Annotated in this window: 10 protein-coding genes; all 10 read left to right on the top strand. The window is 39.8% G+C overall.

Annotated elements, in window-relative coordinates; genetic code table 11:
- Nucleotides 1-127: 127 nt before the first annotated feature.
- Nucleotides 128-994: a 4-(cytidine 5'-diphospho)-2-C-methyl-D-erythritol kinase gene (gene ispE, locus CFK37_RS05865; RefSeq protein ID WP_089060975.1), complete on the top strand. Its 867-nt coding sequence runs from the start codon at nucleotides 128-130 to the stop codon at nucleotides 992-994.
- A 56-nt stretch (nucleotides 995-1,050) separates the two neighbouring features.
- On the top strand, nucleotides 1,051-1,866 hold the full coding sequence (purR, locus tag CFK37_RS05860) for a pur operon repressor (RefSeq protein WP_089060974.1): 816 nt from the start codon (nucleotides 1,051-1,053) through the stop codon (nucleotides 1,864-1,866).
- 183 nt (nucleotides 1,867-2,049) lie between these two features.
- Nucleotides 2,050-2,340: a septation regulator SpoVG gene (spoVG, locus tag CFK37_RS05855; RefSeq protein WP_089060973.1), complete on the top strand. Its 291-nt coding sequence runs from the start codon at nucleotides 2,050-2,052 to the stop codon at nucleotides 2,338-2,340.
- A gap of 262 nt (nucleotides 2,341-2,602) precedes the next feature.
- Nucleotides 2,603-3,976: a bifunctional UDP-N-acetylglucosamine diphosphorylase/glucosamine-1-phosphate N-acetyltransferase GlmU gene (glmU, locus tag CFK37_RS05850; protein ID WP_089060972.1), complete on the top strand. Its 1,374-nt coding sequence runs from the start codon at nucleotides 2,603-2,605 to the stop codon at nucleotides 3,974-3,976.
- Nucleotides 3,977-3,997: 21 nt separating this feature from the next.
- Nucleotides 3,998-4,951 (top strand): ribose-phosphate diphosphokinase, encoded by a 954-nt coding sequence (locus tag CFK37_RS05845; protein WP_089060971.1) that lies wholly within the window; start codon nucleotides 3,998-4,000, stop codon nucleotides 4,949-4,951.
- A 117-nt stretch (nucleotides 4,952-5,068) separates the two neighbouring features.
- Nucleotides 5,069-5,710 (top strand): 50S ribosomal protein L25/general stress protein Ctc, encoded by a 642-nt coding sequence (locus CFK37_RS05840; protein WP_089060970.1) that lies wholly within the window; start codon nucleotides 5,069-5,071, stop codon nucleotides 5,708-5,710.
- A gap of 136 nt (nucleotides 5,711-5,846) precedes the next feature.
- A complete protein-coding gene (gene pth, locus CFK37_RS05835) occupies nucleotides 5,847-6,404 on the top strand; it encodes an aminoacyl-tRNA hydrolase (RefSeq protein ID WP_089063548.1) in 558 nt (185 codons plus the stop codon).
- 472 nt (nucleotides 6,405-6,876) lie between these two features.
- Nucleotides 6,877-7,107 (top strand): anti-sigma-F factor Fin, encoded by a 231-nt coding sequence (fin, locus tag CFK37_RS05830; RefSeq protein ID WP_089060969.1) that lies wholly within the window; start codon nucleotides 6,877-6,879, stop codon nucleotides 7,105-7,107.
- A 249-nt stretch (nucleotides 7,108-7,356) separates the two neighbouring features.
- Nucleotides 7,357-10,881 (top strand): transcription-repair coupling factor, encoded by a 3,525-nt coding sequence (mfd, locus tag CFK37_RS05825; protein WP_089060968.1) that lies wholly within the window; start codon nucleotides 7,357-7,359, stop codon nucleotides 10,879-10,881.
- Between the two features lie 134 nt (nucleotides 10,882-11,015).
- Complete coding sequence (gene spoVT, locus CFK37_RS05820; RefSeq protein WP_089060967.1) at nucleotides 11,016-11,552, top strand: stage V sporulation protein T; 537 nt, start codon at nucleotides 11,016-11,018, stop codon at nucleotides 11,550-11,552.
- Nucleotides 11,553-11,991: the final 439 nt, after the last annotated feature.

Raw genomic sequence — 11,991 nt, 5'->3', positions numbered from 1 at the left:
CAATAGACACTTCGAACGCTTAAGCCCGTGCGTTCTACGGTCTCTTGCTTATGCGTCCGCTTCTTAGCAGTCGCCTTCGCTTTTCTAATATGATACAATTTGGTTAGATTTGTGGGGTGGTGTTGGTATGGTGTTTTTTGAGAATGCGCCAGCGAAGATTACGTTGTCGTTAGATGTGCTTGGTAAACGTGTAGATGGGTATCATGATGTGGAAATGGTGATGACGACAGTTGATTTGGCTGATCGTGTTGCTTTAACATCATTAGACTCAGATTATATTGATGTGTCTGCAGATAATCAATACGTTCCAAACGATGAACGCAACCTAGCCTTTAAAGCGGCTCATGCTCTAAAAGACAAATACCATATCACGCGTGGTGTACGTATAGATATTGAGAAAAACATTCCCGTATCTGCGGGACTCGGCGGTGGCAGCAGTGATGCTGCTGCTGTATTGCGGGGATTAACGAAATTATGGGAATTAGATATTCCTTTATCTGAACTGGCCAATCTGGGAGCAAGTATTGGTTCAGATGTCCCTTTTTGCGTATATGGTTCTACTGCACTCGCACGAGGGCGGGGGGAAATTATTGAGGAGTTATTACCACCCCCTGTTTCATGGGCGATCCTAGCCAAGCCCAATATCGGGGTCTCCACAAGAGTAATCTTCAACCGGTTAGCATTAGATGATTTATCCCACCCGAATACACCCAAAGTTCTTGACGCCATCAGGAAGAAAGATTTTCATAAACTCTGCAATCAGGTTGGCAATGTTTTAGAAACCGTTACAACCTCGTTATATCCCAATGTTTTACGGATTAAAGAAAAAATGATTCAGGCTGGTGCAAATGGAGTTCTAATGAGCGGCAGCGGACCTACGATTGTTGGACTCGTCGAACATCAGCATAAAGCCATTCGAATCTATAATGGTCTCAGAGGATTTTGTGATGAGGTTTATGTGGTGCGCATAATTGGTCATGCTAGCCCTTGCTAAAACACGTATATAAGTGATATATTTAATAGTAAATATTCGGTTTTTGAGGTGTCGATATGAGAAGAAGCGATCGATTAGTTGCATTAACAAATTACTTTTTGGAAAATCCCAGGGAACATGTATCATTACCATACTTTTCCACGTTATATAATGCTGCTAAGTCTTCTATCAGCGAGGATTTAGATATTATTGACAGGGTTTTCTCTGATGAAGGTATTGGCCGGCTTGAAACAGTTGCCGGAGCTGCAGGCGGTGTAAAGTTTATTCCTGACTATACCGCGGAAAAGAGCAAACAATTTATTACTGATTTATGCGATACACTAGAGGATTCTGAGCGTCTTTTGCCTGGTGGATATCTATATATGAGCGATCTTTTAGGTAATCCAGCACTGGTTAAGGAAATTGGACGAATTTTTGCATCAAAATTTACGGAATCAAACATTGAAGCTGTTGTAACAGTAGCGACAAAAGGAATTCCTTTAGCTTACGCAGTTGCAACTTTCTTGAATGTACCAGTGGTAATTGTCAGGCGCGATCCAATGGTAACAGAAGGATCATCAGTAAGTATTAACTATGTTTCCGGCTCTTCCCGGAAGATTCAGACAATGGTTCTTCCCAAAAGGAGTTTACGGGAGGGTGCGAATGTATGTATTATTGATGACTTCATGAAGGCCGGGGGTACAATAAATGGGATAGTAAGTCTGCTTGGGGAATTTAATGCCAATGTCAAAGGGATAGCTGTTTTGGCGGAAGCGGACGATGAAGAAGATGAACGTGTTGTAGAAGATTATTTATCTCTGGTGAAAATTACTCATGTTGATTTAAAACAAAAGAAAATTGACGTTAGACCTGGTAACTTTCAAAACAAATAAAGTAAAAAGATAAAACTTTTCAACAAGGTTTTATCTTTTTTACTGGATACCAAGGTAAGGAATTTGACCATTTACCCCCTTTTTAATTAAATCTTTAAACTTTTTTTAAATTTTAGCAGGAATTATCTATGTTTTGTAGAATTATGGTAAGTAAGTTCAAAAGGGAAAAGGTGGTGAAACATCATGGAAATAACTGACGTTAGATTACGCCGCGTTAACACAGAGGGCAGAATGAGAGCGATTGCATCCATTACGTTAGATCAAGAATTCGTGGTTCATGATATCCGCGTAATTGATGGAAACAATGGATTGTTTGTTGCAATGCCATCCAAGCGCACTCCTGATGGCGAGTTTAGAGACATCGCACACCCAATTAATTCTGGTACACGTGGCAAGATTCAAGATGCGGTATTAGAAGAATATAAGCGTGCGGGTGAGGCAGAAGTCGAGTTTGAAGAGGCTGGGGCATCCTAAAAAATAAGATCAACAGGGGGGACTAATCTAAAAAAGATTAGCCTTCTTTTTTTGCACTTTAAGAGGTATAAATCTTTATCAGTATAAAATATAAAAAATCTAAGGATTTCGCTATTATTTCTTGGCGACAATCCAAGATTTTCTGAGTTTAAATAAGACTAAATTTCTATTCTAAAAATTTTTTCCATCTGTTTCTATCTGTTGAAATCGTTCGCCTTTTGAGATATATTCATAATGGATGAAACTGAATGGAGGTTACTTCATGACTAATAGATATGCTGTTATTCTTGCAGCGGGTCAGGGCACCAGAATGAAGTCGAAATTGTATAAAGTACTTCATCCCGTAATGGGCCGGCCAATGGTACAACATGTATTAAATCAAGTTAAAACAGTAAACTTGGATGAAATTGTTACAGTAGTAGGTTTTGGCGCTGATACAGTGATCGACAAGATTGGCAACGTTAGCAAGTTTGTTGTCCAGGAAGAACAACTGGGAACAGGACATGCTGTACAGCAGGCGGAGGAAATCCTTCAGGATAAAGAGGGAACCACGATTGTTGTTTGTGGTGATACACCATTAATTACGGACGACACTTACCAGGAACTTTTTGATCACCATGAAAAAGAAAATGCAAAGGCAACCATCCTAACAACCAAAATAGACAATCCCACTGGATATGGCCGTGTTATTCGAAATGAGACGGGCGAAGTAGAACGGATTGTGGAACAAAAAGATGCAAACGAAACGGAACTTGCAGTAAATGAAATTAATACTGGTACATATTGTTTTGATAATCAAGCGCTGTTTCAAGCATTAAAAGAGGTATCGAACGATAATGCACAGGGAGAGTACTATCTTCCGGATGTGATAGAAATACTTCGCGGTAAACAGCAAAAGGTTTCCGCATTTATAACTGCAAATGACGAGGAAACATTGGGTGTAAATGATCGTGTGGCCCTTGCCCAGGCGGAAAAGGTTATGAAAAAACGGATCAATGAAAAACATATGCGTAATGGAGTAACAATTATCGACCCGGATCACACATATATTGGACCAGATGTTATAATAGAACAGGACGTACTTATTCATCCAGGATCTATTATTACAGGCGAGTCCTCGATAAAGAGCAATGCCGAAATCGGTCCGCATACAGAAATCGCAAATTGCTCAATTGGCGAGGGAACGGTCGTCCGGCAAAGTGTTGCGAATGACAGTCGAATTGGAGCACGGGTGAAAATTGGACCATATGCACATATTAGACCACAGGCATCAATAGGCAATGAAGCGAAAATCGGCAATTTTGTTGAAGTGAAAAAGTCTGTTATTGGAAATCAAAGTAAAGTTTCACATCTAAGTTATATTGGAGATGCAGAAATTGGAACCAATGTAAACGTTGGGTGTGGAACAATTACGGTCAATTATGATGGCAAAAACAAGTATTTAACAACAATTGACGACGACGCTTTTATTGGCTGTAATTCGAACCTGGTTGCGCCAGTAACCATAGGAAAAGGGTCATTTGTTGCAGCTGGCTCCACTATTACGAAGGATGTCCCCAAGGACTCCTTATCTGTTGGACGTGCCAGACAGGAAAATAAAGAAGGCTATGCAAAAAGGTTAAAAAATAGAAAATAGGTTAACGGAGGGTTTTTGGTCATGACATCAAGCTATAAGGATCCATCTTTGAAAGTATTTACGTTGAATTCAAATCGTAAATTGGCGGAAGAAATTGCAAACCATATTGGAACTACTCTAGGTGAGTGTACTGTTTCTGCGTTTAGTGATGGCGAGATTCAGATTAATATTGAAGAGAGCATTCGCGGTTGTGATGTTTATATTGTTCAGTCAACATGCTCCCCGGTTAATCAACACATCATGGAATTACTTATAATGATAGATGCGTGTAAACGTGCTTCAGCGAGGTCAATTAACATTGTTATGCCTTACTATGGATATGCACGCCAAGACCGTAAAGCACGCTCAAGAGAACCGATTACGGCTAAACTAGTTGCAAATCTATTTGAAACTGCTGGTGCCGATCGCGTGATTACTCTTGATTTACATGCACCGCAAATTCAAGGATTTTTCGATATGCCTATTGACCATTTACAAGGTGTTCCTATTTTGACAGACTACTTTAAGAAAAAGAACTTCGATGATATTGTCGTCGTATCACCAGATCATGGCGGTGTAACCCGTGCACGAAAAATGGCGGACCGTCTTAAAGCCCCTATCGGAATTATTGATAAGCGCAGACCACGTCCAAATGTTGCCGAGGTAATGAACATTGTCGGGAATATAGAGGGTAAAACGGCTATACTGATCGATGATATTATTGACACAGCTGGTACTATTACACTTGCAGCAAATGCGTTAGTTGAAAATGGTGCGAAGGAAGTTTACGCTTGCTGTACACATCCGGTATTATCCGGTCCAGCTATTGAACGGATTGAAAACTCAAAAATAAAAGAACTAGTTATCACAGACTCTATTCCGTTAGAAACTGAAAAATATATTGATAAAATTAAACAATTATCTGTAGCGCCGTTAATTGGTGAAGCTATCATACGTGTCCATGAAATGGAATCCGTAAGTATTCTATTTGATTAAAGGTTTAAAAGTAATCAAATAGGGGAAATAAATAAGATAGTAATTCAATCTGATAATTTATCAAAGGATTTTTGCTTGGCTAATGCTAAGTTTGTAAATAATGGAGGGTGAAAATACATGGCAGTAAAATTAAAAGCAACAACTCGAAAAAATCAAGAGCACTCGGAATTAAGAAAAATCAGGGAGATTGGACATGTTCCTGGAGTAGTTTACGGGAAAGAAAAGGAATCAAAGTCAATTGCTGTAGATAGTCTTGATTTAATCAAGACAGTTAGAGATGAAGGCAGAAACGCTATTATCTCACTGGATATTGAAAATGATTCTTCTGTTGATGTTATGTTACATGATTACCAAATGAATCCTATCAAAGATGAATTAGTGCATGTAGACTTTTATATTGTAAATATGTCCGAAGAAATGGACGTTGAGGTACCGCTTCACTTAGAAGGGGAAGCTCAGGGAGTTAAAGACGGCGGCGTTCTTCAGCAGCCATTGTATGAATTACAAGTGCGTGCGAAGCCTGGAAATATTCCAGACGAAATCTCAGTAAATGTATCAAATCTTGAAGTAGGTGACAGTATTTCTATTTCTGACCTGCCAACAGCAAAAGATTATGAATTTCTTGAAGATGATGATACAACTATCGTAACCATTGTTCCGCCAGACACAATGGATGATATTGAGGAAGAACCAGCAGATGAGAATGCTGAGCCAGAATTAGTAGATGCTGAATCAGATGATGATAAAGAAGAAAAATAATAGCATACTAACTATATAAGGATGCAACTGACCCCTCCTGTAACCCATAATGTAATGGTGTATTTCTATAGGAGGGTTTGTTGTATGCGTGTAGTTGAGTGAAAAATCAGAAAAAGATTATAAAGGAAGTCACATAATGAAATGTATTGTTGGACTCGGTAATCCCGGGAAAAAATATAAGGCGACCAGGCATAATATTGGATTTATGGTCATCGATGAACTGTTGAATCGTCACTCATTTGACCTGAATAAATCAAAATTTAATGGCAAGTATGCACTTGAGCATATTGGTAAAGAAAAAGTATTATTGCTGCAGCCGCAAACGTATATGAACCTTTCAGGCGAAGCAATAAGGCCACTTTTGGATTATTATGATATTGCAACGGAAGATGTGGTGATTGTCTATGATGATTTGGATCTGCCAACAGGAAAAATCCGCCTTCGTCAAAAAGGTGGACCAGGTGGCCACAATGGGATAAAATCAACGATTAATCATTTAGGTACGAAAGAATTTAAACGAATCAGAATCGGTGTTGGAAGGCCTGCTAATGCACAGCCTGTGATTGACTACGTACTGGGAGTGTTTCCAAAAGATGAAGCAGCCAATGTTCAGGAAAGTATTCAAAAAGCAGCCGACGCATTCGAAACCTGGCTAGAAAAACCATTCAACGAAGTAATGAATGAATATAACTAAGAAAAGCGGAGGCGACTGGTCAGAAGCGGACGCATAAGCAAGGGACCAAAGAACGCAAGGGTTTAAGCGTTCGAAGTGTCCATTGCTTATGACGGCAGCTTCTAGGAGCCGCAGCTGGACAAGAAAAGCGGAGGCGACTGATCAGCGACGTACAAATAGATAGGACTGTGAAAGTACGTTGAACTTTACGTACATTCATCAGTACTAACTATTTGCTAGTCGCTAGGAGCCACAGCTGGACAAAAGAAAAGCGGAGGCGACTGTTCAGAAGCGGACGCATAAGCAAGGGACCGAAGAACGCATGGGTTAGAGCGTTCGGAGTGTCCATTGCTTATGACGGCAGCTTCTAGGAGCCACAGCTGGACAAGAAAAGCGGAGGCGACTGATCAGCGACGTACAGAAAGCCAGTATAAAAATGCCAATTTCGGACAAACTTTAGGATACCCCATTGTTTATCTGAGGAGGTATTTTCATGTCTATTGTCTATACATGCAGGCATTGTGGAAATGAGGTTGGGAAAATCGACCAGTCAGTGATTGACTCCGCTACTCTAGGTCTTGATAAATTAACAACAGAGGATATAAAAGAAATGGTACAATATAAAGATAACGGAGATGTCCAAATCAAGACTATTTGTGAAAACTGTGAAGCAGCATTAGGACAGAATCCGCACTATCATGAACTTGATTTTTTTATCCAATAGAATAGCTTAGCAAAGCTTTGGTTTCTTAACCAAAGCATTTTTGCGCTTACCAAATGAGTATACATTTGTCATTATTAGAAAATCTTGGCTTGTCGCCAAGAACTAATGGCGAAAGCCTAGATTTTTTTATACTTTATACCGATAAAGATTTATACTTTCTTAAAGTGCAAGAAAGAGAAAAGGATAGACTATAAGGGTCGCACTATACGGTAAGTTCTGCTCTTTACATAATTTTTGGGGGTTTTTACTTTGAAGGGTATTGATACGTTCTTACAGTCAAAGGACGATATACAGTCGATTATAAGCGGGATTAATTCCGGGATGCAGGAACAGCTTGTTGCGGGGCTTACGGGCTCAGCCAGGAGTATCCTTGTTTCTGTTATTGAGGAGTCGGTAAGTAAGCCAGTCTTGCTTGTTACACATCAGCTGGTTCAGGCGCAGCAGTTGTATGATGATCTCTCAGAGTTTATGGGTGATCAGCATGTTCATTTATATCCAGTAAATGAATTAATTGCATCAGAAATTGCAATTGCAAGTCCAGAATTAAGAAGTCAGCGGATTGAGGCGCTAACGGAATGGTCCAAAAAGAAATCGGGCATTCTGATTGCACCAGTTGCCGCATTGAAACGGATTTTGCCTCCAACCAGTTATTGGGAGAAATATCAACTTCGCTTTACACTTGGCGAAGATATTGACATAGATACGTATTTAAACTCACTAGTAGATATGGGTTATGAGCGCCAGACAATGGTGACAACCCCTGGTGAGTTTAGTCGGCGTGGCGGAATTATTGATATTTACCCAATCACGGAGGAGCATCCAATACGGATTGAGCTTTTTGACGAGGAAGTAGATTCAATTCGTTATTTTGATGCAGATACTCAACGGTCATTGGACAAGAAAGATAATGTTGTTATTGGTCCGGCTACAGAATTATTACTCACGGAAGAAGATATTCTATCAGGGGCAAACCGTATTGAGGCAGCCTTAGCGGAGACATTGAAAAAGTTAAAGACTAATGATGCCAAGGAAACACTTTCAGGAGCACTGAATCATGACCTTGAGCGGTTAAAAAATCTGGAACATTTTCAGGAAATGTATAAATACATTGGCTTTCTTTATAGTAATCCTGCTAGTTTGTTAGATTATTTACCAAAGAATGGATTAATCATTCTGGACGAAATGAGCAGGATTCAAGAAACAGCCACTAATATTGATGCTGAAGAGGCTGAGTGGTACAGTCATTTGCTTGAAGCCAATAAAATGGTCCAGAATAGTACATTTTCCTTTGATTGGCATGATGTATGGCAAAATATGAGCCAGCCAAGGCTGTATATGTCTGTTTTTATGCGCCATATTCCAAATACGCAACCACAAAATATCATTAATTTATCATCTCGTTCGATGCAGGAATTTCATGGTCAAATGCATTTGTTTAAAAATGAATTAAATCGGTGGTCAAAGAGTGATTCATCGGTAGTTATTTTAGTGCCAAATAAGAAGCGAATGGAGAAAGTCCATACTATTTTTGCAGACTATGATATAGAGGCAGTGAAAATGGACAAATTAATGCTGCCGGTTGAAAAGCCTACTATAACGATAGGGAACATAAGCAGCGGTATTGAATTGCCAATGCATAAATTGGTTTTGATTACTGAAAATGAATTATTTAAGAAAAAAACGAAACGAGTTAGAAAGAAACAAAAGATTTCCAATGCAGAGCGCATCAAAAGTTATCAGGAATTAAAAATAGGGGATTATGTCGTCCATGCTAATCACGGGATTGGCAAATACATCGGGATAGAGACACTGGAAGTAAGTGATATGCATAAGGATTATATGCTGATTCGTTATGCCAGTGATGACAAACTCTTTGTACCGATTGACCAGATAGATTTGGTACAGAAATTTGTTGGGTCAGAAGGAAAAGAGCCAAAGCTGTATAAACTTGGCGGCAGTGAATGGGCCAAGGTGAAGCGTAAAGTTCAATCGTCTGTTGAAGATATTGCAGATGATTTGATTAAGCTGTACGCAGAGCGAGAAGCGAAAAAAGGGTTTGCCTTCTCCGAGGAAACGGAAATGCAACGTGAATTTGAAGCAGCTTTTCCATACCAGGAGACGGATGACCAAATAAGATGTATTGAAGAAATTAAGCTCGACATGGAAAAACAACGGCCAATGGATCGCCTGTTATGTGGAGATGTAGGGTATGGTAAAACAGAAGTGGCAATCCGTGCTGCATTTAAGGCGGTTGCTGATGGTAAACAGGTTGCTATTCTTGTTCCAACTACCATTTTGGCTCAGCAGCACTATGAAACTATCCGTGAGCGTTTCCAGGATCAGGCAGTTAATATTGGCTTACTAAGCAGGTTCCGCACGTCAAAACAGCTGAAAGAAACAACTGTCGGTCTGAAAAGCGGGCTGGTCGATATTGTTATTGGAACCCATCGCTTATTGTCCAAGGATGTGCAATACCGGGATTTAGGTTTATTGATCGTCGATGAAGAACAGCGATTTGGTGTGAAGCATAAAGAGAAGATTAAGCAGATGAAGACAAATGTCGATGTTTTAACATTAACGGCAACACCAATTCCGCGTACCTTGCACATGTCCATGCTTGGTGTTCGCGATTTATCTGTGATAGAAACACCGCCAGAAAACCGTTTCCCGATTCAAACCTATGTGGTAGAATACAACCCGATTCTAATTAGGGAGGCAATTGAGCGGGAAATGGCTCGAGGTGGGCAAGTATTCTTTTTATATAACAGAGTGGAAAATATTGATTCAATTGCACGTGAAATTGGTTCGCTGGTTCAGGATGCTAAAATTGCAATTGCCCATGGAAGAATGAATGAAACAGAGCTTGAGAATGTCATGTTTGGCTTTCTTGAAGGAGAATATGATGTACTAGTCAGTACCACCATCATTGAAACGGGTGTAGACATTCCAAATGTTAATACATTAATTGTGTATGATGCTGACCGAATGGGACTAAGCCAGTTGTATCAATTGCGTGGACGAGTCGGGCGCTCAAACCGTGTTGCATATGCCTATTTCTCCTATAAAAAGGACAAGGTGTTAACTGAAATTGCCGAGAAACGGTTACAGGCAATTAAGGAATTCACGGAACTTGGATCCGGCTTTAAAATAGCGATGCGCGATTTGTCCATACGCGGTGCTGGTAATTTGTTAGGCGCACAGCAGCATGGATTTATTGATTCAGTCGGATTCGACATGTATTCACAAATGCTAAAGGATGCCATTGACGCACGAAAGTTTGGTAAAGATGTCATTGATATGAAACCATTTGAACCGGAACTTGCACTTAAAATTGATGCATATATTCCAGATACTTACATCAAGGATGAAAAACAGAAAATCGATATGTATAAACGTTTCCAAACGTTAACATCTAATGATGACTTTGAGGAATTAAGAGAAGAATTGATTGACCGATTTGGTGACTACCCAGAGGAAGTAGCAAACCTGTTTGATGTGTCATCGCTAAAAATGCATGCCAGAAATGAACGGGTTGAATCAATCACAGAGAAAAATAAAAAAATGGAATTGCTGGTAGATGAGAACCGCAGCCAGCAAATTGATGGATCCAAATTATTTACGCTTGCGAATGAATTTGGGCGTGGTGTTCAACTTGGAACAGACAACAAAAAACTAAAAATAACAATCCAATGGGCAAAGGACGATTTCCATAAACGATATGATACAACTTCACAATTTATGGAGAAATTAGCTGCCGTAAATCGGAATGATTAGAAATTAATTCATTGATGCATAGTTTTTTCCAGATGAATCATACTAGATGTACAACTGGTGTTTTCTTCAAGTTCTATTTAAAAGTGGAAATTCAACCAGAAATGATCATCATAGGAAAGTGAGGCTACATTAGAATGAAAGCAACAGGAATTGTGCGTCGAATTGATGATTTGGGCCGAGTAGTTATTCCAAAAGAAATTAGGAGAACATTGCGTATTCGAGAAGGAGATCCATTAGAGATATTTGTGGATCGTGAAGGAGAAGTTATTTTAAAAAAATATTCACCTATAAATGAATTAGGCAGTTTTGCAAAAGAATATGCAGAAGCATTATTTGATTCTTTACATCAACCGGTATTAATTTCAGATCGTGACGAAATCATTGCCGTTGCTGGTGAATCAAAAAAAGATTACTTAAACAAAAGTGTTGGTGAGCAGGTAGAAAAGGTAATTGAAAACCGTTCACAGTTGTTTAAAACAGAATCTGAAAAGGTTGAGATTTTACAAGGTAAAGAAGAAGAGCTATCATCCTACTGTATCAGTCCAATTATTGCAAATGGTGACCCGATAGGCTGTGTAATCATGATTGCACGGGATGGAAAACAGCTTAGTGAAGTAGAGCAAAAAGCCATTGAAACTGCATCGGGCTTCCTGGCGAAACAGATGGAATAGCGGTAACTATGGAAAGGTCAGCATATTTGCTGGTCTTTTTTACTGTCTACTCACGAAAGTGTTCTCTGCTCCAAGTGAGGGTGGTGACGTGGTGCCCCTGGACTGTATTACAGTTAATGTGGACAGTATTTACATGGAAGTGGCATTTATGCGGAAATTGGCTTGTATTTCAGCAAAACGGCTCGTATTTACCTGGGAACCGATCGTATTTTTATCCCGATTCGAACTTGGATGCCACTAACCAGTCGTCTCCGCTTTTCTGTGTCCAGCTGCGGCTCCTAGAAACTGCCGTCATAAGCAATGGACACTACGAGTGGAAATACCATCCACTCTACGGTCCCTTGCTTATGCGTCCGTTTCAGGGCAGTCGCCTTCGCTTTTCTATTGTCCAGCTGCGGCTCCTAGTGGCTAGCAAATAGTTAGTCCTGATGAATGTGCG

Origin of the sequence: Virgibacillus phasianinus, assembly GCF_002216775.1 — a bacterium.
Taxonomy (GTDB): Bacteria; Bacillota; Bacilli; order Bacillales; family Amphibacillaceae; genus Virgibacillus_F; species Virgibacillus_F phasianinus.
This window is presented reverse-complemented; position numbering and strand designations above follow the sequence as displayed.

What these genes read in the sequence shown, in the direction of transcription:
- ispE (WP_089060975.1), top strand. Translation starts at nt 128, where the DNA reads ATGGTGTTTTTTGAGAATGCGCCAGCGAAGATTACGTTGTCGTTAGAT.
- purR (WP_089060974.1), top strand. Translation starts at nt 1,051, where the DNA reads ATGAGAAGAAGCGATCGATTAGTTGCATTAACAAATTACTTTTTGGAA.
- spoVG (WP_089060973.1), top strand. Translation starts at nt 2,050, where the DNA reads ATGGAAATAACTGACGTTAGATTACGCCGCGTTAACACAGAGGGCAGA.
- glmU (WP_089060972.1), top strand. Translation starts at nt 2,603, where the DNA reads ATGACTAATAGATATGCTGTTATTCTTGCAGCGGGTCAGGGCACCAGA.
- CFK37_RS05845 (WP_089060971.1), top strand. Translation starts at nt 3,998, where the DNA reads ATGACATCAAGCTATAAGGATCCATCTTTGAAAGTATTTACGTTGAAT.
- CFK37_RS05840 (WP_089060970.1), top strand. Translation starts at nt 5,069, where the DNA reads ATGGCAGTAAAATTAAAAGCAACAACTCGAAAAAATCAAGAGCACTCG.
- pth (WP_089063548.1), top strand. Translation starts at nt 5,847, where the DNA reads ATGAAATGTATTGTTGGACTCGGTAATCCCGGGAAAAAATATAAGGCG.
- fin (WP_089060969.1), top strand. Translation starts at nt 6,877, where the DNA reads ATGTCTATTGTCTATACATGCAGGCATTGTGGAAATGAGGTTGGGAAA.
- spoVT (WP_089060967.1), top strand. Translation starts at nt 11,016, where the DNA reads ATGAAAGCAACAGGAATTGTGCGTCGAATTGATGATTTGGGCCGAGTA.